At 38.7% G+C, this 23304-nt stretch carries 20 protein-coding genes; 7 read left to right on the top strand and 13 right to left on the bottom strand.

Going from position 1 to position 23304, the window contains the following annotated elements:
* Positions 1–77: 77 nt before the first annotated feature.
* Positions 78–1718, top strand: a complete 1641-nt coding sequence (locus J7E57_RS04240; RefSeq protein WP_215125348.1) for an ArnT family glycosyltransferase — start codon at positions 78–80, stop codon at positions 1716–1718.
* Position 1719: 1 nt separating this feature from the next.
* Positions 1720–2100: a GtrA family protein gene (locus J7E57_RS04235; protein WP_215125347.1), complete on the top strand. Its 381-nt coding sequence runs from the start codon at positions 1720–1722 to the stop codon at positions 2098–2100.
* Positions 2101–2224: 124 nt separating this feature from the next.
* Here the strand turns inward: J7E57_RS04235 and J7E57_RS27235 are convergent, their stop codons facing one another.
* Positions 2225–2347 carry a hypothetical protein gene (locus tag J7E57_RS27235; protein WP_262890336.1) on the bottom strand — a complete coding sequence of 41 codons (123 nt, stop codon included), beginning with the start codon at positions 2345–2347 and terminating at the stop codon, positions 2225–2227.
* A 60-nt stretch (positions 2348–2407) separates the two neighbouring features.
* Between J7E57_RS27235 and J7E57_RS04230 the strand changes: the two genes are divergently transcribed.
* Positions 2408–3388: a polysaccharide deacetylase family protein gene (locus J7E57_RS04230; protein WP_215125346.1), complete on the top strand. Its 981-nt coding sequence runs from the start codon at positions 2408–2410 to the stop codon at positions 3386–3388.
* Positions 3389–3679: 291 nt separating this feature from the next.
* Here the strand turns inward: J7E57_RS04230 and J7E57_RS04225 are convergent, their stop codons facing one another.
* Positions 3680–4021 (bottom strand): DUF6370 family protein, encoded by a 342-nt coding sequence (locus J7E57_RS04225; RefSeq protein ID WP_215125345.1) that lies wholly within the window; start codon positions 4019–4021, stop codon positions 3680–3682.
* Positions 4022–4315: 294 nt separating this feature from the next.
* Positions 4316–5632, bottom strand: a complete 1317-nt coding sequence (gene ahcY / locus J7E57_RS04220; protein ID WP_215125344.1) for an adenosylhomocysteinase — start codon at positions 5630–5632, stop codon at positions 4316–4318.
* A gap of 363 nt (positions 5633–5995) precedes the next feature.
* Here ahcY and J7E57_RS04215 point away from each other — a divergent pair, with 363 nt between their 5' ends.
* Entirely contained in the window at positions 5996–6424 is a 429-nt protein-coding gene (locus J7E57_RS04215; protein ID WP_215125343.1) for a CBS domain-containing protein, read from the top strand.
* Positions 6425–6474: 50 nt separating this feature from the next.
* Here J7E57_RS04215 and J7E57_RS04210 read toward each other — a convergent pair whose 3' ends face one another.
* Together J7E57_RS04210 and J7E57_RS04205 are read right to left on the bottom strand one after the other, a co-directional pair.
* Complete coding sequence (locus J7E57_RS04210; RefSeq protein WP_215125342.1) at positions 6475–6864, bottom strand: polymer-forming cytoskeletal protein; 390 nt, start codon at positions 6862–6864, stop codon at positions 6475–6477.
* Between the two features lie 5 nt (positions 6865–6869).
* Positions 6870–7706 (bottom strand): M23 family metallopeptidase, encoded by an 837-nt coding sequence (locus J7E57_RS04205; protein ID WP_215125341.1) that lies wholly within the window; start codon positions 7704–7706, stop codon positions 6870–6872.
* A 253-nt stretch (positions 7707–7959) separates the two neighbouring features.
* Between J7E57_RS04205 and J7E57_RS04200 the strand changes: the two genes are divergently transcribed.
* Positions 7960–8712 (top strand): hypothetical protein, encoded by a 753-nt coding sequence (locus J7E57_RS04200; RefSeq protein WP_215125340.1) that lies wholly within the window; start codon positions 7960–7962, stop codon positions 8710–8712.
* A gap of 199 nt (positions 8713–8911) precedes the next feature.
* Here the strand turns inward: J7E57_RS04200 and J7E57_RS04195 are convergent, their stop codons facing one another.
* The 3 genes from J7E57_RS04195 to J7E57_RS04185 all read right to left on the bottom strand — a co-directional run bounded on the left by J7E57_RS04195 (position 8912) and on the right by J7E57_RS04185 (position 12603).
* Positions 8912–10360, bottom strand: a complete 1449-nt coding sequence (locus J7E57_RS04195; RefSeq protein ID WP_215125339.1) for a M20/M25/M40 family metallo-hydrolase — start codon at positions 10358–10360, stop codon at positions 8912–8914.
* A 213-nt stretch (positions 10361–10573) separates the two neighbouring features.
* Positions 10574–11632, bottom strand: a complete 1059-nt coding sequence (locus tag J7E57_RS04190) for a TerC family protein (protein ID WP_215125338.1) — start codon at positions 11630–11632, stop codon at positions 10574–10576.
* The gene (locus tag J7E57_RS04185; protein WP_215125337.1) at positions 11632–12603 is read right to left on the bottom strand and encodes a polyprenyl synthetase family protein; all 972 of its coding nucleotides are present in this window, start codon (positions 12601–12603) and stop codon (positions 11632–11634) included. The genes J7E57_RS04190 and J7E57_RS04185 overlap by 1 nt, the downstream gene beginning before the upstream one ends.
* A gap of 293 nt (positions 12604–12896) precedes the next feature.
* On the opposite strand from J7E57_RS04185, the gene J7E57_RS04180 reads away from it, so the two are divergent.
* Both J7E57_RS04180 and J7E57_RS04175 read left to right on the top strand, forming a co-directional pair.
* Complete coding sequence (locus tag J7E57_RS04180) at positions 12897–13898, top strand: alpha/beta hydrolase (RefSeq protein WP_215125336.1); 1002 nt, start codon at positions 12897–12899, stop codon at positions 13896–13898.
* A 135-nt stretch (positions 13899–14033) separates the two neighbouring features.
* A complete protein-coding gene (locus tag J7E57_RS04175) occupies positions 14034–14414 on the top strand; it encodes a hypothetical protein (protein ID WP_215125335.1) in 381 nt (126 codons plus the stop codon).
* 224 nt (positions 14415–14638) lie between these two features.
* Here the strand turns inward: J7E57_RS04175 and J7E57_RS04170 are convergent, their stop codons facing one another.
* The 5 genes from J7E57_RS04170 to uvrA all read right to left on the bottom strand — a co-directional run bounded on the left by J7E57_RS04170 (position 14639) and on the right by uvrA (position 22971).
* Positions 14639–15607, bottom strand: coding sequence for a YpdA family putative bacillithiol disulfide reductase (locus J7E57_RS04170; RefSeq protein ID WP_215125334.1), 969 nt, complete (start codon positions 15605–15607; stop codon positions 14639–14641).
* A 126-nt stretch (positions 15608–15733) separates the two neighbouring features.
* Entirely contained in the window at positions 15734–17146 is a 1413-nt protein-coding gene (locus tag J7E57_RS04165; protein ID WP_215125333.1) for an MBL fold metallo-hydrolase, read from the bottom strand.
* A gap of 523 nt (positions 17147–17669) precedes the next feature.
* A complete protein-coding gene (locus J7E57_RS04160) occupies positions 17670–18689 on the bottom strand; it encodes an asparaginase (protein ID WP_215125332.1) in 1020 nt (339 codons plus the stop codon).
* Positions 18690–19034: 345 nt separating this feature from the next.
* Positions 19035–19802, bottom strand: a complete 768-nt coding sequence (locus J7E57_RS04155; protein WP_215125331.1) for a TatD family hydrolase — start codon at positions 19800–19802, stop codon at positions 19035–19037.
* A gap of 271 nt (positions 19803–20073) precedes the next feature.
* Positions 20074–22971, bottom strand: coding sequence for an excinuclease ABC subunit UvrA (gene uvrA, locus J7E57_RS04150; RefSeq protein ID WP_215125330.1), 2898 nt, complete (start codon positions 22969–22971; stop codon positions 20074–20076).
* Positions 22972–23304 lie beyond the last annotated feature (333 nt).

The raw sequence follows: 23304 nt of genomic DNA, 5'->3' as shown, positions 1-23304 counted from the left end.
AAGATAAGGCTTTGCCTCTGTTAATCTTAAACCTTAAAAAAATTTGACTTTTTTTTGCTCATATTTGCTTCTTGTAAATGAACTTAAAAGATACAACAATATATAAATTCCTGATCGTTTTACTTGCAATTGCGAGTATACCAGCACTTTTTGGTGGCGTGATGGAGCCCGATGGCGCATTATATGCTTCCATGTCTAAAAACATCATCCTGTTTAAAGATTGGTTTAATCTTTACGGCCGTGGGGCCGACTGGCTGGATAAACCCCACCTCACTTTTTGGATTTCTGCAGCATCCTTTAAAATTTTCGGAATCTCGTCCTTCGCTTATAAATTACCATCATTTCTGTTCGGTTTACTGGGCGCGTGGTATTTATACAAATTAGCCAAAGATATATACGATGAAAAAACCGGATTGATCAGCGCAGTGATTTTTCTAAGTGCCTTGCATATCATCACTTCTACATTTGATGTTAGGGCCGAAATTTATATTACCACTTTCACATTAGCATCTATTTACCATTATTATAAAGCACATCAAAATTCTTTCTGGCACATTGTAGCAGGTTCATTTTTTGCGGCCTGCGCGATATTGATCAAAGGAATTTTTGTATTGATTCCTGTATTTGCAGGTTTTATTATCTACTGGTTGCTTACAAAACAATACCGTCAGCTTTTAAAACCAAAATGGTATATCGCCATTCTCTTGATTTTTGTTTTTACTACCCCCGAGCTGTATTCGCTTTACACGCAATTCGATCTGCATCCCGAAAAAATTGTTTTTGAAAGAACTGGTGTTTCGGGTTTAAAATTTTTCTTTTGGGACAGTCAGTTCGGAAGGTTTTTTAACAATGGGCCAATTAAAGGCAAAGGGGATATTTCCTTTTTTCTACACACTACCCTTTGGGCATTCCTTCCCTGGTCTGTACTATTTTATACGGCCGTAGTAAATCTGTTTAAAAGAAAAAATAGAATCACTTTAGCTCCCGAAAGCATTATGATCTGGGCAAGTGCGGCGGTTACTTTTCTGATCTTTTCGCTTTCTAAATTTCAGTTACCGCATTATATACTGATCATCTTTCCTCAGTTTTCGATCATAACAGCCTTGTACTTAAGGAAGCTTGGCGGCAAAGGTTTAAAAACCTTCTTTTTTATACAGAACATCATTTTCATTTTGGTTATTGCCTTACTTTCTGTCTTAACCTTTTTCTTTGGATTTGAAAGCCCATATTTAATTATCGGTATCCTGATTGTTGTTCTCGTTATCGCATTCTTGTTGTTTAAAGGCATTTTATTGGAAACCATTATTGCGAGAAGTGCATTTTTATCTGTTGGATTAATGATATTTCTCTTCATTTTTTTCTACCCGGCCCTTTTAAAATATCAATCGGGTATGCAGGCAGGTAATTGGTTAAAGCAAAATTACCCTACTGCTAAACCTGCAGTATTAAATTATATAGATGCGTTCTCTTTTGATTTTTATGCCCCTGGTGAAGTAAAATATTTCCATAATTATACAGATCTCGACAAATCAAAAAACCTAAAAGACTTGGTTATATACATTCCGGAACAGGAATTAACAAAACTGAAAAGTGAATACCACGCTGAAATTCTAAAATCGTTTGAATATTTTCATACCACCAAACTCACGGGTAAATTTTTAAACGCAAAAACACGTCCTCAGGTTTTAGAGCGATTTTATTTGGTTAAAATACATTAACATGGATTTATTCTTCCGCATTTTAAAATTTGGATTAACAGGTTTCCTCGGGATGGCAATAGATTTCGGCGCGACCTGGTTGTGTAAGGAAAAGATTAAAATAAATAAATACATTTCCAATGCCATTGGCTTTACGCTTGCTGTGACCAATAATTATCTGATTAACCGGGTTTGGACTTTCGAAAGTACGAATACGCATTGGGGAACCGAATTTAGCAAGTTTTTAGTGGTAAGTTTAATCGGTTTAGGGTTAAATACCTTTATTATCTACCTTTTTCACCAACGGAAAAACGGAACTAATTTTTACGTAGCCAAATTTTTTGCAATAGTGATCGTTTTTGTGTGGAATTTCCTCGCGAATATGCTGTTTACTTTTAAATAGAAAGTTTTGGAATGCTTTCGAATAGATCCTGAAACAAGTTCAGGATGACGCATGACTTAGAAGACTTAATTATGTAATTGGTACGGCACTAATAAACCAATGACCAGTGAACAAATGAACCAATTTAAGTAACGTTTTTGCCAATAAAATAGAACACTACAAGCCATATCAATCCTTTAATCAGGAAGAATAAAAACCCAACCAGCCCCACCCGCTTAAACCATAATTTTACTTTTTCTTTGTTCATGGCGATGTTTGTAAAGATAATGGATTTGCCATAAATTAGAAAGATTTTAAATAAGGAAATATGAAGTTATCTAAATCTTTGCTTCTCATTATTTTTTCCATTTGCTTTTTTGGTGTTAAAGTTTTTGCACAAAATTTTGATGATATTAAACGCTACAAGGTAAACTTTGCTACAGCCGCTCGCGATAACGAAAAACTGATTGCAATTAGAAGTTTTTCTGCAAATAATCAAAAATATTTACTGTTGGTAAATCCAGAGACTTTAGATACCAAAATAGATCTGGCAAATAAGTATACTGTAAGTAGCTTACAATATTCGAACGTGCTGGCTATTTTTAAAAACACGGCGTACATTAAATCAATCGACGCAGCGGCAGCTAAAGATCTACAGCTTCAAAATGCAGGTATTGATCATGCCATTCCGAACGAAAAGGGCATTACTTTAACCATCGATCTTTGTCCATCGCACAAGGCTTTAGACAGGATTATTTTTCAATCTGTTTTCGATGAATTTAAAAAGACAGAACAGCCTGCGCCGCTCGCGATTTCTGTTTCTGGTAAATGGATGCTGAAACATCAGGATGACCTGAACTGGCTGAAAAGTCTGGTAGAGAAAAAAGAGCTGAATATCACCTGGGTAAACCATACTTACAACCACGAAGTAAATAAACTGCCATTAGCCGAAAACTTTCTATTGGCCCCTGAAACCAATTTAGATGTGGAGGTATTGGAGAATGAAAAACTGATGCTCAAAAATGGTTTAACACCATCTGTATTTCTCCGTTTCCCAGGTTTGGTATCGGATAAGACGATTGTAGAAAAGATCGAGGTCTACGGATTAATTCCTGTTGGAAGTGATGCCTGGCTGGCAAAAGGGCAACAGCCTAATGCGGGCAGTATTGTATTGATCCACGGCAATGGGAATGAAGAAATTGGGGTGAAAGATTTCATCCAGTTATTAAAAACCAGACAGGCCGATGTAAAAAGCAAACAATGGCTACTTTTCGATTTAAGAGAAGGTTTGGAAAAGGAATTTGAATAGCTTGCTTTTTAACCGCAAAGGACGCAGAGGGAAGGCGCGGAGCACGCAAAGCTGGGGCCAGATAGTTTTGAATCAGACTTAGCGCCTCTTTGCGAAAAGCTTTGCGTTCTTTGTGGTAAAACTCCTTCTTAAATGGCAATAACTTTATTTCTTTGGCCTTAAAACATCTACTGCATTTTTTAACCGCAAAGCGCACAGAGAAAAGGCACAAAGAACGCAAAGTTGGGTGCATAGGTTAATCTAGCATTGCGTCACTTTGCAAAAAACTTTGCGTTCTTTGCGGTAAAACCACTATTTCTTAACCGGCAACAACTTTATTTCTTTCGCCTTAAAACGGTTATTTACAATTTCGCCTGTAACTTCTGCTTTGCTTACGGCATTGCAAAAACCATGTTTGTCGTGGGCATCGCCAAAATCATCAATGCCTTTTCCATCAACAAAATAAGATTTGCCATCTATTTTTACTGCTAACTCGCAGTCTTTACCTTTCATTTTAAACTGGCATTCGCCACAGGCAATATCTACCGTTTGTTTGGTGATTACTTTTGCTGTTGCAGTTTTTAGAGGTGCAGTTTGGGCATTTACAGAAATAGCAAATACACAAAGAATTAAAGCAAATATTAACTTTTTCATCATTTCTTCTTTTTTCAAATGTAAGTTTTCAAGGGCAAAAGAACCACAATTCTTTGTAAAATAAACCTGATGGAAACGAACATCCCGATTCTTCCATCGGGATAAAGTGTACAGCAGGACTGAAACCTCCGAAGAGAACAGGAACCAACGTTTTCAAAAAATAGCAGACTCGCCCAGACTTTATGGACACCCCGCCTTGCAGGCACTCCTCTGACGAATCGGAGGGAATAAAAAAAGGGATATGCAATTTGCACATCCCTTTGATATATTAAGTTTCAGTTACTGCTAACTGAACTAGTATCTGTATGTATCTGCTTTGAACGGACCTTCTACCGGTACACCGATATAATCAGCCTGGTGTTGATCCAAAACATCTAATTCTACACCGATTTTTTCTAAGTGTAAACGTGCTACTTTTTCATCTAAATGTTTAGGCAAAGTATATACTTTGTTCTCGTAAGCGCCAGTGTTGGTCCAAAGTTCCAATTGAGCCAGAGTTTGGTTAGTGAATGAATTACTCATTACAAAACTTGGGTGACCAGTTGCGCAACCTAAGTTAACCAAACGACCTTCGGCCAGGATGATTACATCTTTACCGTCGATGGTATATTTATCAACTTGTGGTTTAATTTCAACTTTAGTATCGCCATAAGTGCCGTTTAACCAAGCCATATCGATTTCGTTATCGAAGTGACCGATGTTACAAACAATTGCTTTATCTTTTAATGCTCTGAAATGTTGTTCGCGAACGATATCACAGTTACCTGTGGTAGTTACCACGATATCAGCTTCTTTAATTGCAGTAGCTAATTTTTTAACTTCGTAACCTTCCATTGCAGCCTGTAAAGCACAGATCGGATCAATTTCAGTTACGATAACACGTACACCTTGCGAGCTTAACGATTCTGCAGAACCTTTACCCACATCGCCATAACCGCAAACAACGGCAACTTTACCAGCCATCATTACATCAGTAGCACGACGGATCGCATCTACTAACGACTCACGACATCCGTATTTGTTATCGAATTTAGATTTGGTAACCGAATCGTTTACGTTAATTGCTGGTGTATGCAATGTTCCGTTTTTCATTCTTTCGTATAAACGGTGAACACCAGTTGTAGTTTCTTCTGATAAACCTTTAATAGCTGCAATTAGCTCAGGAAATCTGTCGAAAACCATGTTGGTTAAATCGCCACCATCATCCAAAATCATGTTTAATGGTTGTTGCTCCGGACCGAAGTATAAAGTTTGCTCAATACACCAGTCGAATTCTTCTTCGTTTAAACCTTTCCAGGCATAAACCTGAATACCAGCAGCAGCAATTGCAGCAGCAGCGTGATCTTGTGTAGAGAAAATATTGCAAGATGACCAGGTAACTTCAGCACCCAGCGCAGTTAATGTTTCGATTAATACAGCCGTTTGGATGGTCATGTGCAGACAACCTGCAATACGCGCACCTTTTAACGGTTGTGTTGGACCGAATTCTTTACGTAAACTCATTAAACCTGGCATTTCTGCTTCGGCTAATTCGATTTCTTTACGGCCCCATTCTGCCAGTGAAATGTCCTTAACTTTGTAAGGGATATAAGAAGTCTCTACTGATGACATAATTATTTGTTTTAAAATGAAATGCAAAGTTACCACATCCCTTTGTGAAAGCCAAATAATTAAAAGCGCAAGCAGGTTTACAGATTGTAAAATAGTACTTCCTTTTTCCACCACAAGTTCCAATACTTCATGTCTAAGCTATTTTTTGAAAAGCAAGTCCTGTAGTTCTTAGCTCAGCTTCGGCCCCTGCCATACATTATAGCTCCGATGAATCCCGATGTAAAATCGGGACGGAGGCTGCCGTTCCCGTCAGGTTTAGAAAACATAAAACTGTGCTCCGTTTGTAAAGCTGAGATCAATCTAAAATAAAACTTTGATTTACAGCTAATTATTTCTTAAATTGTTATAACCAAATTAAGTTTTATGAAAAGCGTAAAACACTTGTTAGATACCAAACAGGTACGGATTATCTCGGTATCAGAAAATATTTCTGTTTTGGATGCCTTAAAAGTAATGACAGAAAAGAACATCAGCGCAGTATTGGTCATGGAAAACAATCGGCTGCATGGCATTTTTACGGAACGCGATTATGCCCGAAAAATCATCCTTCAGGGTAAATCATCAAAAGATACTTTGATTAAAGAGGCAATGACGGCCAGTCCGATCACCATTAATTTAAGTGACAGTATCGATTATTGTATGGAGCTGATGACCGATAAACACATCCGCCATTTACCAGTTGTAGAAAACGACGAAGTAAAAGGAATGGTTTCAATCGGTGATGTGGTAAAGTTTATCATTGCAGATCAAAAACAGACCATTTCGCAATTGGAAAGCTACATTAGTGGTTAATGCTGAGTTGGATTATGTTGGTTGGTGAGACACCAACCAATAGATGAGGCCTACGCTTTTATGGCTACTTTATCTTCTGTTTTGCCGGATTGGTGCATTTCGAGTTTTCCATTGTATTGTGCACCTAGTTCAATTTCAATGGCCTCTGTTTTAATGTCGCCGTTAACCCTGCCTGTCTTTTTTATTTCCAGGTTTTGGGTTTTTACATTTCCGTTAACCGTTCCATAAATAATGGCCGAAGCGGTTTGTATGTCACCTTTAATCATCCCTTTTTCACCCAAAACAATGCCGCCTTCAACATTTACATTGCCAATTACAGTTCCATCGATCCTTATAACTGCTTTTCCTTTTAGTTCGCCTGTAATGGTAAAGCCGAGGCCTATGATAGTCGAAATCTCTTGTTGATTTAAGTCTTTAATCTGATTGTTTTTCTTGAACATATTTCTTATAAGGTTAAAAAGGATCTTGGATTTATAACTTTACCATTTTTATGCACTTCATAATGTAAATGTGGGCCGGTTGACCGCCCAGTTGAACCCGCTTTGCCAATGTTATTGCCAGCTATCACATCCTCATCTACCTTTACCAAAATTTTAGAAAGGTGACCATAGTATGTTTCAAAACCATTACCATGTTTAATTACGATACAATTGCCATAACCACCACGCCTTCCAGCAAAAATCACCTTACCGTTCGCTGTACATTTAACAATGTCGCCATAATTGGCCCTGATATCGAGTCCTTTATGTGTCTCCACGTTTTCACCACTAAAAGGATTTTCGCGATGCCCGTACCCGGATGTGATTGTACCTAAATGTGGATAACCCATAGGCGTATAGGCCACGTTATAGGCAATTTTACTCAGGTAGTTGTCGTAAAACTCGCCGATTTCTTCAGCCGATAAAATATCATCGCTTTGTTCTCCGCCTTCATTGCCCGTTAAAATTGGCTTTAATCCTCTTGCTTTTAGGTATTTATTGATGGTAAGCAGTTTTTTATCTATTGATTGGTAATGCTTTTTTAGGGAAGAAGTATCGATAACAGATAGTTTGTCTTTACTTTTTAAAAGCGCCAGTTCGAGTTTACTCTTGGCTAATTCTACACTCGAATTACTGCGGATCAGGTAAAATATGCTGGATATAAGTATTAAGAATAATCCTAAAACGCCTAAAATATACTTTTTCCAATGTACAATGTATCCTGTTGGAACTTGGATGGGCTTGCTTGAACTTTGATTATTATTTACAAAAATTACGGTTGTTTTGTTCCGTTTTCTGTTCATTTTTACTCAGATTTTTTGTTTGGGACTAAAACAAATATATGATTAACAACCACACAGTCAAAAACAAAGCCCACATTTAACACTTGCAGGAATAAAAATCACAACACATTAACATCGAATTAACCTTCAATTCATTGCTCACGCTCGCTAAAAGACAGGTCTGTAACATTTAAGTGGTTTCCGTTATAAAGCTATCTAGGCGATCGGCACAACCAATACTATTAAAAACTATATTCGTAGACAAAATATTTTAATGAAAGCCCTAATTTATCCGGCAGTCGCACTCGTATTCAACATTATTCTCTTTAATAGTTTCCCCATGGCCGGGGGTGGCGTAAGTATAGGGGCATTATTAACCATTCCAGTTATAGGCCTAATCTCACTTTTACTTACGCTCACTCATTACCTACTGCGAAGAAAAAAGAATACTACAAAATATTTTCAACCCATTGGGATCACCTTAACCGTTTTGATCAGTTATTTTTTATTCATTACCGATGAAGGCAATACCCCAATTGATATTATGGGCAGGATGTTTAAAACAGCAAGAAATTACAATAAAATTAAGCTGACTGATTTCTACCTAGATGACATTCCATCCAATGCTGAAAGGATATTAGCAACAAAGAAAAAGTTTAAAGATCAAATTCCTGATACGGCATACACCATTAATATTTTTAAACATAACGATTATAAAACAATAGAAACCTTCGGCATTTTTTATAAAAACGGGAAACCTATAGCTATAAATGAGAATGTTAAAATCAGGCAAATAAACAGGATGGCAATTATGCTCACAAGAATTGCAGGGCAGGATAGTTTAAGTTTTGTTCTATCGCCATTGACAATAAAACTAGGCGAAAGCAGAATAAGCGGCTTCCCAGAAGAAAACCCTAAAAGAAAGCCAGAAGAATCGTTAAGACAAGCTGACATTAACCCCGTTAGTAAAAGAATAACCTTAGACCAACAGTATTTCGCTTACAAAGTCTTTTATTGGTTACTTTAACAGCAAAAACTTGTCATTTCGAGCGAGCGCAGCGAAGCCGAGAACCACGAAGTGCTCTGCGAAGCAAAATCTTTTAAGGTAATTTTCGCAAAGATTTCTCCGCTACGGTCGAAATGACGATTTACTGAATAACGAACTAAACTTATTGAAATCTGTGTAATCAAACCCCATGGGAAAAGGCTAGAAATCCATCAAATCATTACTTCCACCTCCACTCACCGGCAATACTCAAAGGCTCCTTTAGGTTCTGAGATTCTAAGAAAGCCCTTAATTCTTCTTCGCCCTGCACACCTACCGGAATTTTCGGTGTATTGGCTAAAGCGTAAGTTAACATGGCGCTGTAACGCACTGTATTTTTAAGTTCCTGCTCATCAACCAGTTTAAAACTATCGCCATCTGAGTGATAAAATGGGCCAGAATTGTTTGGCAGTTTACCACCAAAACCACCGCCGGTAGGAATCCCCTCTAACATAAAAGGTTGATGATCGCTATGCAAACCAGCACCAGCATTAAACAGATTTTTGAAACCGGTATCAATTTTTACAATATCATCTCCCCAGGCCGTAAACAAATCTTTCATTTCTGCTCTTGAAGTAGAAAAACCCTTCGGATCGTTCGTCATGTCGTAGTTTAACATAAATTTAACCTGGCTTAATGTTTTGTCTTTTTTAGCCTGATCGATGTATGCTTTAGAACCCAACAAACCTTGCTCCTCGCCCATAAACAATACAAACTCTATGGTACGTTTGGTTTTTAAATTCAGTTTTTTAAAGGTACGTGCCATATCCATAATAGCAAAAGAACCAATTCCATTGTCGATTGCACCGGTTGCTAAGTCCCAGCTATCTAAATGTCCACCCACTACAATTTTATCCTTAGGCCATTCAGTTCCTTTAAAAGTAGCCACTACGTTTCTCGCTTTGATTAAACCCGAGAAATTAGTCATGGCGATGTGTGCAATCTGCGGTTGTGATTTAATTTTTTCCTTCAAAGCTGTACCGTCTTCCAGTCCAATACAAATAGCGGGAATGGAGATCAACTTACCTGTTACCGAAGCTGTCCCGGTTAAAAGTACACCATCTTTTACGGTGTTGATAATGATCACTCCAATTGCGCCATATTTTGTGGCAATGGCCGTCTTTTCTGAGCGGTGTAATGACTTTGTCCCAGCAGGAGAGCCTGGTAATACACCAAGATAAATCAATGCAATTTTACCTTTAAACTTCTCAGGACTGCCTTGATAATCTGCCTCCAATCCATTACCTGCATCTACTATCTCGCCAGTAACGTCAGCACTAACGGGCGAATGTGCTAAAGTAACAGCCTTCATTTTCGTCAGACTGTTTTTATCAGTACCAATTTCCACACTGATTGTTTTTCTTGCCCAGCTTTCTACCTCGAAAGGTTGAAACTTCACTTCACAACCGTAAGATTTTAATAAATCGAAAGCATACTGCTCTGCTTTTGCGCCGTTTGTAGAACCCGTTAAACGATGACCGATAGTTTCAGTTTCATATTTAAGTGTTTGATAAGCTTTTGAATTCTGCTGTACATCGGCATTGATTTTGGCAAAAACATCGCCGAATTTATCCTGGGCATTTACAAATAAAGCGGTACAAAGAAGCGCTGCAGCGAAAAGATATTTCATTAGGAATAATAGTTTAGTTGTTGAAAGTACAAATTTTAGCCAGAGATTACTAGCTGTAACGTATATTTTGCTCAATCGAGCCGTCATACTGAACTTGTTTTACAAGTAGAAACAGTTTTTTTCAATTGTCTTGTAGCTACTACGTGGTTAGTATCTTAAAAGACCCTGAAATAAATTCAGGGTGACGACCATTATAAAATAGTCCCATTTAGATTATTGCTCTTTAACATGCACTTTTTTCTTCGGAAAAACCAACGAGGCCACAATGCTGATTACCAAGATACTTAAAATCACAATCAGCGAATGCTCAGTGGTGAAGCCCCATTTTTCCAGATAAATATGCCCCAACATTTTGATACCTATAAAAGCTAACAATACAGCCAACCCGGTTTTTAAATAGTGAAATTTATGGATGATATTCACCAACAGGAAGAACATGGAACGTAAACCCATGATGGCAAAAATATTAGAGAAAAATACAATGTAGGGATCTTTTGTTACCGCAAAAATAGCTGGGATAGAATCGACAGCGAATAAAAGATCGGTAAACTCAACAATCAGCAGTACCAAAAATAAAGGTGTCACCAGAGTTTTATGGTTAATTTTTACGAAGAATTTTTTACCCTCATACTTTGGATGGATAGAAAATATTTTCGAGGCCCATTTAACCACCGGATGATTTTCCGGATCAATCTTATCATCCTCATCTTTACTAAAGAACATTTTTACCCCGGTAAAAACAAGGAAAGCGCCAAACAAATAGAGTATCCAGGCAAATTTTGCAATTAATGCTGCACCAACAAAAATGAAGATGAAACGCATAATAATGGCACCCAAAATACCCCAGAACAATACACGGTGATAATATTTTTCTTCAACGGCAAAGGCTGAAAAAACGAGTACGATCACAAAGATATTATCTACAGAAAGTGCATATTCAATTACATAGCCGGTTAAAAATTCTAAGCCGAGGTTTTGTTTATATACCGCTAAACTTCCTTCAAAATCATTAGGGATTAATTTAATGTGATGCTGGTGTCGTGTTACAATTTCTTGCAGATGTGCAAAATCCTTTATTCCATGTAACTGGTGCCCTTCGGTTAACAGGATAAAGTAAAAACCGATAGCCAAAGCCACCATAATCAAACTCATCACCCCAGCTTGTTTTAAGCTCACCACATGCTCTTTCCTACTAAAAAGACCAAGATCTAAAGCAAGAATCAGCACAATAAAAAGGAGAAAACCTAAGCTAAAAAGTAATTCGTTACCCATTATTTTTTACGTTCAGTAGTGTACAGTACAAGTTGTTCTAAACCAGTCCGTGCTTCGCCAGCCTCAAAACTGTGCAAAATATCAAATGCCTCTTTCTGGTACTCCAGCATTTTCTGATTGGCGTAATACACACCTTCCTGGGCATTTACAAAATCAATTATCTGCTGAATTTTAACCGCATCATCCTGGTGGTTTTTCACCAGGTTGATTATTTTTTTACGTTCAGCTTTTTCGGCTTTATTCAGTGCATAAATTAAAGGTAGCGTTACTTTCTTCTCTTTAATATCAATACCCAAAGGTTTGCCTACATCATCAGTCCCGAAATCGAAGGTATCGTCTTTAATCTGAAAGGCAATTCCTACTTTTTCGCCAAACAGGCGCATTTTTTCTATCGTTTCATCATCCGCACCAGCCGAAGCAGCACCCGCCGCACAACAAGAAGCAATTAAAGAAGCTGTTTTCTGTCGGATTACATCAAAATATAACTCTTCCGAAATATCCATTCTCCTCACCTTTTCTACCTGCAAGAGTTCACCCTCGCTCATCTGTTTCACCGCTTCCGATACAATTTGTAACAAACGATGTTCGTTATTGTTTACCGAAAGCAACAATCCTTTAGCCAACAGGTAGTCGCCAACCAAAACGGCAATCTTGTTTTTCCATAAAGCATTGATAGAGAAAAAGCCGCGGCGTTCGTAAGCATTGTCTACCACATCATCATGCACCAAAGTAGCGGTATGTAAAAGCTCTACCAAAGCAGCCCCGCGATGGGTTGATTCTGTAATGCCACCACATAGTTTAGCCGCAAAAAATACGAACATCGGCCGCATTTGTTTGCCTTTTTGCTTTACAATATAATGGGTAATCCTATCCAGCAACGGTGCGTCGCTATGCATAGATTCTTTAAAGGTTTTTTCAAACGCTTTAATATCAGCAGCAATAGGTGTTTTTATCTGTTCGATTCCCGGCATTAAGTCGAAAAATTTTGATTGCAAACTTAAGCTAATTTCCCATAAAAAGGTAATATGTGGTTGTATTATTAAGGATTTGAAAAGCAACAGCTTAATCTTTAACATCTTTTGCTCCTGCTATTGCCCATAGTCCTCGCCCTCATGCTCACGGCTGTGGGCTATTTGGCGCCATCAGGTTTAACATTACGGGTTAGTGTAGGTAAAAACCCCTCCATACGATAATTAATTCCTCAAAAATATTAGCTTTATTTAATTTCAAATTTTACATTTAAACCAATATTAGCTGAGCCTAGATGAAAAAACGCTACAAAGTACTTATCGGCCTTTCGGCATTAATTGTTGCAGGCTACCTACTGGGCCCAAAACCCAAAAAACCGGTTTACAACAAAGAACTCACACAGGTTCCCGATCTGGAAGATTTAGACCGTTATGTGGCCAGCATAGAATCGATGCACAAAATAAAACCAGGTAATGAAGCCGAAATCATCTGGGCCGATCCCCTCCACAAGCAAACCGAGTATGCCATTGTTTACCTTCATGGTTTTTCGGCATCAAAAACAGAAGGAAACCCCGTTTACCTAAATCTGGCCAAAGAATTAAATGCCAATTTATACCTAGCGCGTTTGGCCGACCATGGCATTGATACACTTGCACCTATGCAATATTTTACCGCCGACCGCCTTTGGGAAACCAGTAAACAGGCTTATGCCATCGGTAAAAAACTGGGCAAAAAAGTAATTTTAGTAGGCACTTCTACCGGTGGAACTGTCGCTTTAAAACTAGCGGCAACCTATCCTGAAATTAACAGCTTGATTTTATTGTCGCCAAATGTAGCCATTAACGATAAAAATGCCTGGCTTTTGAATAACCCCTGGGGATTACAGATTGCCAGAAAAGTGGTGGGTGGCGATGAACGCAAGGTAGATGACCGTACTGACGAATATAAAAAATACTGGTACACCAATTACCGCCTCGAATCTCTGGTAGAACTGGAAGAATTTATTGAGAGCAGTATGATAAAATCTACTTTTCAAAAAGTAAAACAACCCGTTTTAATGCTCTACTATTACAGAAATGAACTTGAGCAAGATCCGGTAGTACGTGTAGATGCCATGCTGAAAATGTTTGATGAACTGGGTACACCGAATAATTTAAAAAGAAAACAAGCCATACCAAACGCAGGGAATCACGTAATGGGATCGTATATTACTTCGAAGGATTTACCAAGTGTAGAGGCTGCTATTGAAAGTTTTGTGGGGAGTACGTTGAAAGTGCCTGTTCAATTGAAAGAATAGTCGTCATCTCGACTGAAGCATAGCGGAATGGAGAGATCCATCAAAATAGATTTCTCGACTGCGTTGCACTCCGCTCGAAATGACGATCCCTGCTTATATTTACTATATTAAATACTAATCTAAATCTCGCTCTTTATGAAAATTAAACCTATACTGATTGAAATAGCATGGCTTTTGGGTTGTGCAATCATACCACATAGTATATTCTTTATCATCTTAGGAAATTCTGGTCTGAACATTAACCTTCACGACACCTATTTCGTAATAAAAAACGGCTATCCCCTGGTGTGGTTTTCAGCCATTTCCATCGCTTTCCCACTTTATTTCATCAAAGAAGGCAGGCATTCTTTCAATCGAACGCTACCATTTATTATCTTTTTAATTTTAGGTTTTGGTTTCAACACATTAATTGCTAAAGCAAGTCCTTTTTTTCTTTTTTACCTGAGATTGGCCAAAATGGCTGGACAGTCTACCCTCCATTATCAGTTCACAACAGGGCAACAACGGACATTCTAACACAGGAAGGATTTCTTTCTATGTTTTTAATGCCAATCAATTACCTTATCTTATTTCAAATTATAGTTATCGCACTAATGTTATTTGCAACATACAAGTACGGAAAAAGCAGGAATAATTAAATTCAGAACTCTAAAAGCCCAAATCAAGAAATTTAAGCTTATTTGCGTAAAGACTTACAAAGTTTTCCATCGCTAATCCTCAGACTAAACTTCTTAGGAAATTTAACTCAAAATATTCTTCACAATCATTTCGGCGTGCACCCTCGAATTTTCGATAAAAAGTTTGTGGGTATCCAATCCACCGCAAACTACACCTGCCAGATACAAACCTTTCACATTCGTTTCCATCGTTTCTTCGTTGTAAACCGGGCAAAGTGTTTCGGGCAGTTCGATGCCGAATTTCCTGAGCATTCCAAAATCGGGCTGATAACCCGTCATCGCAATTACAAAATCGTTCGGAGTGGTTTTTATGCCCTCTGGTGTTTTGATATCTACTTCTCCCTCCCTTATTTCAATCAACTCGGAGTTAAAAAGTGCTTTAACTTCTCCCTCTTTAATCCTGTTCTGGATATCCGGACGCACCCAATATTTAACATGAGGACCAAGATCGTTACTACGCACCACCATCGTCACATTTGCGCCTTTTCGGTAGGTTTCTAAAGCAGCATCTACGCCCGAGTTATTGGCGCCAACCACTACCACATTTTGAAATGCATATAAATGCGGGTCTTTATAATAATGCGTTACTTTTGGTAAATCCTCTCCTGGAACATTCATCAACAATGGCACATCATAAAAACCAGTAGCCACAATTACATTATTGGCCGTATAATTGGTTTTAGTGGTATTGATTTCGAAAACATCATGATCGTTTTTAACAACCTGTTTTACGCTTTCAAAAAGATGGATATTTAAATCAAATTTTTCGGCCACACGACGGTAATATTCAACCGCTTCATTTCTGTTAGGTTTCGGACTTATGGTTACGAAAGGAACTCCTCCAATTTCTAACTTTTGAGAAGTAGAAAAGAAGGTCATAAACACCGGATAGTTAAACAAACTGTTCACCAAAGCACCTTTCTCTACAATTACATAGCTTAGATTTGCTTTTTGGGCTTCAATTGCACAAGCCATCCCTATCGGGCCAGCACCGATAATTAATACGTCGTAATGATTTTGATTTTCAGACATCCAGTTTTTATTTCGCTTAAAGAGTGGTCGTCATCTCGACTGCAGCACCGCGGAATGGAGAGATCTGTTAGCATAGATTTCTCGACTGCACTGTGTTCCGCTCGAAATGACGATCTCTTTTATTTATTAAACTTTCATTGCTTTGCTTGGGCAGGCGAAATCGGTTCTTTTTAAACCGGTATTTTTAATTGCGCCGTAACCGCCTGCAACATCAATCACATTTTCTACTCCACGCGATTTTAAGATGGAAGCAGCAATCATCGATCGGTAGCCACCCGCACAGTGAATATAATAGGTAGATTTTGGATTAATCTCGCCAGTCCAGTCGTTAATAAAATCTAATGGACGGCTCAGCGTAAATTCCAGATGTTCTGATTCATATTCACCTGGCTTGCGTACATCAAGTGCTGTAATTGCTCCGTTAAGACTAGCTGTTTCAAATGCCTCGGCAGAGATTGATTCAATCGTATCGATTTCCTTGCCAGCATCTGTCCATCTTTCGAAACCACCATCTAAATAGCCTATGGTACTATCGTATCCTACGCGGGTTAAGCGGGTAATGGCTTCTTCTTCTTTACCCTGATCGGTAATCAGTAAAATTGGCTGCTGTAAATCGGTAATCAAAGCACCAACCCACGGTGCAAACTGTCCGTTAAGGCCAATATTGATCGAATTTGGAATAAAACCTTTTGCAAAAACCTGCGGATCGCGGGTATCGAGCATAATCGCCCCTGTTTGGTTTGCAGTATCTTCAAACTGCTGAGGTGTTAAAGCGTTTAATCCTTTCTCGTAAACCTCATCAATACTTTCCACCCCGCCTTTATTAATGGCAGCATTTTTAGCAAAATATTGTGGTGGTGGCAAAATGCCATCTGTTACTTCTGCAATGAATTGCTCTTTTGTTTCGGCTTTTAAAGCGTAATTTACTTCCTTTTGGTGCCCTAAAGTATCGAAAGTTTCTTTACTCATGCTTTTGCCACAGGCAGAACCTGCACCATGTGCCGGATAAACAATTACATCATCAGCTAAAGGTTTTATTTTCTCATTTAACGAATCGTAAAGCATTCCCGCTAAATCTTCCATGGTTAAATGGCCTTTTTGCGCTAAATCAGGTCGACCAACATCGCCAATAAATAAGGTATCGCCACTAAAAATGCAATGATCTTTTCCATTTTCATCTCTTAGCAGATAAGTAGTCGATTCTAAAGTATGCCCGGGAGTATGTAAAGCGGTAATGGTTACGTTTCCAATTTTAAACTGCTCACCATCTTTAGCAATGTGCGATTTAAACTCGGTTTTAGCGGTTGGGCCATAGATAATTTCGGCACCAGATTTCTCTGCCAGGTCTACATGTCCGGAAACAAAATCGGCATGAAAATGCGTTTCAAAAATATATTTGATGGTGGCCCCTGCTTTTTCGGCTTTCTTTAAGTACGTTCCAACCTCTCTTAGCGGATCAATAATTGCAGCTTCGCCATTACTTTCGATGTAATAAGCGGCTTCTGCCAGGCAACCTGTATATATTTGTTCTATTTTCATGTTTAATAAGTATCGAGTGTTGTGTATCAAGTATCAAGACATAACCTTACGCCTTAAACCCTGTACCTTATACCTCTTTACTAGCAAAAATAGCGCTAAATACTTATAACCGAAATGATGTCGGTCATAATTGCAGAAGTTTTACTTACTGTAATGCAAAACTGCTAACTGAAAATGGTCAACTGCAATTGATTTGGGCGTTACCCAAGCTGCGCAAGGGTCGGGCTTTTTCAGGGCTGCGCTTCGCTCCGGTACCGATGAAGGATCGGTACTAAACCCTTACAATCCCTAACGCGGATCTATCGCAATTTCAGAATTTATGCAACGACCCATGTTGTTAAACCTGATAAAGCGTAAAGCCCGGAGCGAGGTATCCCGATTCATCGGGAAGGACTTGAAGCGGTAACAGGACTAAACGTGCCATTATAACAGAACCCATCATTTCCAAAAACGATGAAAATAACCCTACACTTCAGGATTAAATCCGTAGTTCTGTAAACGGGATTACAAATCCCGACTAGCATTAATCTTTAGTCAATTCACCCCTTAGCGATTCTTCCATTAATTTTCGGCTTTCTTCTATTGACAAGCCCAAGCCCATTACAAACATTAACTTTGTAACTGTAGCCTCGAAAGTTAAGTCGTACCCACTTAAAATGCCCATTTTCAACAATTCTCTACTGGTTTCGTAACGTCCCAATTGTACAGATCCTTTTTTACACTGAGAGATATCGATGATTATCTTTCCATTCAAAATAGCCTGACGCAAACTATCTAAAAACCATTGTGCGGTTGTGGTATTGCCTGAGCCAAAAGTCTCTAAAATAATGGCATCTACTTTAGAATCTGTTATTGCCTGAACCGCCTGTGGCGTTATTCCAGGGTATAATTTCAGCACCCCGATGTTAGAATTAAAATTGGTGTGTAACTTTAATTCTCCTTCAGTAGCTTTTAGGATATAGTTTCTGTGAAATTGCAAGTGAACGCCTGCTTCGGCAAGTATCGGGTAATTTGGCGAACGGAAAGCCTCGAACTTTTCACTATTGTATTTTATAGAGCGGTTGCCCCTAAATAATTGCGCATCAAAATATATACAAACCTCTGGAAAAAGTGCTTTCCCATCTTCTTTGGTCGCTGCAATCTCTAGAGCGGTAATTAAATTCTCTTTGGCGTCAGTCCTGATTTCGCCAATAGGGAGTTGCGAACCGGTTAAAACAACAGGCTTATTTAGGTTTTCGAGCATAAAACTCAATGCCGATGCGGTGAAGGCCATGGTATCAGATCCGTGGAGGATCACAAAACCATCGTACCCATCGTATTTATGATAAACGAGTTCGGCTAATGTTTTCCATATTTCAGGATCCATGTTTGAAGAATCCAATACCGGATTGAAGGAATGCACATCTAAATCGTAATCTAAACGGCTCAATTCAGGAACGTTTTCTTTTATCTGCTGAAAATCAAATGGAATTAACATCCCATTTGTAGGATCGTTAACCATACCGATGGTACCGCCGGTATAAATTATTAATATTTTGGTCATTTGGTTGGGTGAAGGTTGCTCACCGCAAAGAAACTAAAAATTTACAAATGATCAGGCGATATTTTTAAATTAGCAACAAAAAAGCCAAAAAACAGAATATAATTATCAATTTAATAATTTTTAATATATTATTTTAAAAATAGAATAATAAATTCAATACGATCGTCATCCTGAACTTGTTTCAGGATCTGGCAAGAAAGATGCTGAAATAAATTACAACGACAGAATCTAAAGCTTATGCGTCATTCCCGCGCATGCGGGAATCTTAAAGCTACTGCATTACGATTCCCAATCAAGTTGGGAATGACGAACCACCAGAACCTCTTGCACAAGAATAAGAATCTCTTAAATTCCGAATATTTTCTTCGAATTTTCTGTGGTTATTGCTGCGATTTCTTCAATAGAAACGCCATAAATATCGGCAAGTTTTTGGGCAACATAAGTCAAATAACTACTTTCATTGGGTTTTCCGCGGAAAGGAACCGGAGCCAAATAAGGCGAATCTGTCTCTAAAACTAAGTTAGCTAAAGGAATCTCTGACAATACCAGGTCCAATCCAGCTTTTTTATAGGTAACCACACCGCCAATGCCTAAATAAAAATTTAAGTCGATGGCCTGTTCAGCCTGAGCTACATTACCAGTAAAACAATGGAATATCCCATGCAGTTTGTCGTCCCTTTCACTTTCTAACAGCTCGAAAACCTCATCAAAAGCTTCACGACAATGGATCACAATCGGCAAACCTAAATCTTTTGCCCAGGCAATCTGTTTACGAAAAGCATCTTGCTGAATGGCCAGAGTAGTTTTATCCCAATACAGATCTATCCCGATTTCACCAATAGCATAAATTTTCCGATGCGAAATACTATTGTAGATTTCGTCCAATTGAGCACGGTAATCTTCCTTCACATCACAAGGATGTAAACCTGCCATTGCAAAACAATTTGCCGGATATTTCGTCACCAGATCATCAATCATAGCAATCGACTTTACATCAACATTTGGCAAAAACAAACGGCTAACGTCGTTCTCGAAACAGCGCTCCATTAACTGCGCTTGTTTTTCAGCATCCTGCTCGTAATATAAATGGGTATGGGTATCGGTGAAAATCATGTTTATAATGTAAAATGGGTAATGGTAAATGGATGATAGGCTAGGTTATTTCATGAATGCATTATTCAAAGTCAATTTCTTCTCAAATCTGTCATGTTGAGCCTGTCGAAACACTTTACAACAAATTTTAAGCAAGTCCTTCGACAGGCTCAGGATGACAACGATTTATTATATATTCTCGGCCTATTTGCACATAAAGACCCTGAAACAAGTTCAGGGTGACGATCGCTTAAAGCCTGTTACTTTGGTCTTTCTGACCTCCAACCTCAAACTATTTCTTCTTCTTAGACACTTTGACCTCAGACTTCGGACTACCGATCGCGGACTCCAAAGCCATTTCCTTTTTCAAAAACTTTCCGGTTAAACTGATCGGGTTCTGGATCAAACCTTCAGGCGTACCTTCGAATAAAATCCTTCCTCCACCAGCACCGCCTTCCTCGCCTAAATCGATCACCCAATCGGCAACTTTAACCACGTCTAAATTGTGTTCAATTACCAAAATCGTATTTCCTTTATCAACCAGCTCTTGCAATACACCTAAAAGCACATTAATATCTTCGAAGTGAAGTCCGGTGGTAGGCTCATCTAAAATATAGAAGGTTTTTCCGGTATCTTTTTTAGAAAGCTCTGTAGCCAGTTTAACACGTTGGGCCTCTCCTCCTGATAAGGTAACCGAAGATTGACCTAAAGTGATATAACCTAAACCAACATCTTTCAATGTTTTGATCTTCCTATAGATGATCGGGATATTTTCGAAGAAATTACAGGCATCTTCGATACTCATATCCAGCACATCGCTGATCGATTTTCCCCGGAAACGAACTTCTAAGGTTTCTCTATTATATCTTTTTCCACCACATTCTTCACAAGGCACCTGTACATCAGGCAAGAAATTCATTTCAATCACCTTTAAACCAGCGCCCTGACAGGTTTCGCAACGGCCACCTTTTACATTAAAAGAGAAACGACCTGGTTTGTAACCACGGATTTTTGCTTCAGGCAACTGTACAAATAAATTTCTGATATCGGAGAAAACGCCGGTATAAGTAGATGGATTAGAACGTGGTGTTCTGCCGATAGGTGCCTGATCGATTTCAATTACCTTATCAATTTCTTTCAATCCGTTAATTTTCTCGTAAGGCAAAGGTTGTTTTTTCGCCCTAAAGAAATGGTGATTTAAAATCGGATATAGCGTCTCGGTGATCAAACTCGATTTACCACTGCCCGAAACTCCGGTTACAGCAATAAATTTACCCAAAGGAAAATCTACTGAAACTTCTTTTAAATTATGCCCGGTAGCTTTTATGATAGACAATTTATGTCCATTTCCTTTTCTACGGACTTTTGGTGTTTCAATTTTCTTTTTGCCGTTAAGGTAATCAGCAGTTAAAGTATTCGACTTCAGGATCTGTGCGGCAGTTCCTTCTGCAACTACCGTTCCGCCGTGGATACCCGCTCCAGGACCAACATCAATTACCCAATCGGCCTCCAGAATCATGTCCTTATCATGTTCTACCACCAAAACGGTATTTCCAAGATCACGGAGATTTTTAAGCGCATTGATCAAACGTTCATTATCGCGTTGGTGCAAACCAATACTTGGCTCATCGAGAATGTACATTACATTCATCAACTGCGAACCGATCTGCGTAGCCAAACGGATCCGCTGTGCCTCGCCACCTGAAAGTGTACGGGCAGTCCTATCTAGCGTTAAATAAGTTAAACCAACATCTGTTAAGAAACCGATCCTGGCTTTAATCTCTTTTAAAATTTCCTTTGCAATAATATTCTGACGGTCGCTAAGGCGCTCATCTACTTTTTCGAACCAGATGTTCAGGTTGAAAATATCCATTGATGACAACTCAAAAATGTTCTTGCCATCAACTTTGAAGTGTAGACTTTCTTTTTTCAAACGAGCACCATTACACTCTGGACAGGTTTTCAGTTTACGGAAAGTTTCCATATCATCAACTGCAGCCTCGCCACGTTTTTCGTTCTGTTCTTCGAGCATTTTAATAATACCATCGAAAGTGATATTATAATTCTGAACATTCCATTTATTGTACTCAACAGCTACATTGATCAGATCGTGTGTACCGTTTAAGATAATATTGATGATATCATCACCCAGTTTTTCGATTGGGGTAGAAAGCGAGAAATTATATTTTTTAGCCAGCGCTTTTAATACCTGGAACATCCAAATATCTCTATATTCGCCCAATGGTGCTAAACCACCGTTTAAAATGCTAAGTTTTGGGTTCGGAATCACCGATTCTTTATCCACCACGAAGATATAACCTAAACCGTCACAACGTTCGCAGGCACCATAAGGCGAGTTGAATGAAAAACTGTTAGGTTGAGGTTCGTCGTAAGAAATCCCTGTGGTTGGGCACATCAAAAACTTGCTAAAATGCGCAACGTTATTATCTTTATCGCTGATTTTGATCACACCTTTACCCATTTTCATCGCAATTTGCAACGAATCTAGCAAGCGTTTTTTATCCTTCACATCAATGATCAAACGGTCAATCACCACTTCGATATCGTGAATTTTATAACGGTCTACCTGCATTTTAGCAGAAATATCCTTTATTTCCCCATCCACACGAACCTTTACATAACCTTGTTTACGGATCTGCTCGAAAAGCTCGCGGTAATGCCCCTTTCTACCTTTAACAACAGGCGCAAGAATATTTACTGCAACACCATCAAATCTATTAAAGATATTCTGCAGGATCTGGTCTTCGCTCATGCGCTCCATCTTCTCGCCAGTATTGTACGAATAGGCATCGGCAACACGTGCATAAAGTAAACGCATAAAATCGTAAATCTCGGTAATGGTACCTACAGTAGAGCGTGGGTTTTTACTGGTGGTTTTTTGCTCGATGGCAATAACCGGGCTCAGTCCCGAAACCTTATCTACATCGGGGCGCTCCATCCCTCCCATAAACTGGCGGCTGTAGGCACTAAATGTTTCCATATAGCGGCGCTGTCCTTCCGCGTAAATAGTATCAAAAGCCAGCGAAGATTTGCCGCTACCGCTTAAACCCGTTATAACAACAAGCTGGTTGCGTGGAAAACTGACATCTATATTCTTTAAATTATGTACCCTCGCACCATATACTTCTACATCTTTTTGCTCGCCGAGGTCGATAGATTTATTGCTCATATTTTATTAAAAGTTGGAGGCAAAATTGAGCCTTTAAAAAGACAAAATTTCAATCCGCAAAAATGCTAAAAATTTTATCAAAATGAAAGTCTAATGCAATCTTGATTAAGGATTAATTGTCATAATGTCGGCTTCTATTTCTAAGGAAACCAGAGGCAAACAAAAGAGACAGATTAAAAAGCGCAAAAAATTCGTCATATCAGATAAACGCTGAGAATGAAGTAACTGTTTTGTATTTTTAGAGAACTTTTAAAGTTTTTAAGCCCCTCACCCAATGCAACCTATAAACATCTTAACAAAGATCTCTCGACCCCACTGCTCTCCGCTCGAGAT

This window comes from Pedobacter sp. ISL-64, assembly GCF_018613605.1.
Classification (GTDB): domain Bacteria; phylum Bacteroidota; class Bacteroidia; order Sphingobacteriales; family Sphingobacteriaceae; genus Pedobacter.
Note: the sequence above shows the minus strand (reverse complement) of the source record. Positions and strands in the feature narration are given on the sequence as shown.

Excerpts from the sequence above, each read along its gene's own strand:
- J7E57_RS04240 (WP_215125348.1), top strand. The coding sequence starts at position 78 with ATGAACTTAAAAGATACAACAATATATAAATTCCTGATCGTTTTACTT.
- J7E57_RS04235 (WP_215125347.1), top strand. The coding sequence starts at position 1,720 with ATGGATTTATTCTTCCGCATTTTAAAATTTGGATTAACAGGTTTCCTC.
- J7E57_RS27235 (WP_262890336.1), bottom strand. The coding sequence starts at position 2,347 with ATGAACAAAGAAAAAGTAAAATTATGGTTTAAGCGGGTGGGGCTGGTT.
- J7E57_RS04230 (WP_215125346.1), top strand. The coding sequence starts at position 2,408 with ATGAAGTTATCTAAATCTTTGCTTCTCATTATTTTTTCCATTTGCTTT.
- J7E57_RS04225 (WP_215125345.1), bottom strand. The coding sequence starts at position 4,021 with ATGAAAAAGTTAATATTTGCTTTAATTCTTTGTGTATTTGCTATTTCT.
- ahcY (WP_215125344.1), bottom strand. The coding sequence starts at position 5,632 with ATGTCATCAGTAGAGACTTCTTATATCCCTTACAAAGTTAAGGACATT.
- J7E57_RS04215 (WP_215125343.1), top strand. The coding sequence starts at position 5,996 with ATGAAAAGCGTAAAACACTTGTTAGATACCAAACAGGTACGGATTATC.
- J7E57_RS04210 (WP_215125342.1), bottom strand. The coding sequence starts at position 6,864 with ATGTTCAAGAAAAACAATCAGATTAAAGACTTAAATCAACAAGAGATT.
- J7E57_RS04205 (WP_215125341.1), bottom strand. The coding sequence starts at position 7,706 with ATGAACAGAAAACGGAACAAAACAACCGTAATTTTTGTAAATAATAAT.
- J7E57_RS04200 (WP_215125340.1), top strand. The coding sequence starts at position 7,960 with ATGAAAGCCCTAATTTATCCGGCAGTCGCACTCGTATTCAACATTATT.
- J7E57_RS04195 (WP_215125339.1), bottom strand. The coding sequence starts at position 10,360 with ATGAAATATCTTTTCGCTGCAGCGCTTCTTTGTACCGCTTTATTTGTA.
- J7E57_RS04190 (WP_215125338.1), bottom strand. The coding sequence starts at position 11,632 with ATGGGTAACGAATTACTTTTTAGCTTAGGTTTTCTCCTTTTTATTGTG.
- J7E57_RS04185 (WP_215125337.1), bottom strand. The coding sequence starts at position 12,603 with ATGCCGGGAATCGAACAGATAAAAACACCTATTGCTGCTGATATTAAA.
- J7E57_RS04180 (WP_215125336.1), top strand. The coding sequence starts at position 12,897 with ATGAAAAAACGCTACAAAGTACTTATCGGCCTTTCGGCATTAATTGTT.
- J7E57_RS04175 (WP_215125335.1), top strand. The coding sequence starts at position 14,034 with ATGAAAATTAAACCTATACTGATTGAAATAGCATGGCTTTTGGGTTGT.
- J7E57_RS04170 (WP_215125334.1), bottom strand. The coding sequence starts at position 15,607 with ATGTCTGAAAATCAAAATCATTACGACGTATTAATTATCGGTGCTGGC.
- J7E57_RS04165 (WP_215125333.1), bottom strand. The coding sequence starts at position 17,146 with ATGAAAATAGAACAAATATATACAGGTTGCCTGGCAGAAGCCGCTTAT.
- J7E57_RS04160 (WP_215125332.1), bottom strand. The coding sequence starts at position 18,689 with ATGACCAAAATATTAATAATTTATACCGGCGGTACCATCGGTATGGTT.
- J7E57_RS04155 (WP_215125331.1), bottom strand. The coding sequence starts at position 19,802 with ATGATTTTCACCGATACCCATACCCATTTATATTACGAGCAGGATGCT.
- uvrA (WP_215125330.1), bottom strand. The coding sequence starts at position 22,971 with ATGAGCAATAAATCTATCGACCTCGGCGAGCAAAAAGATGTAGAAGTA.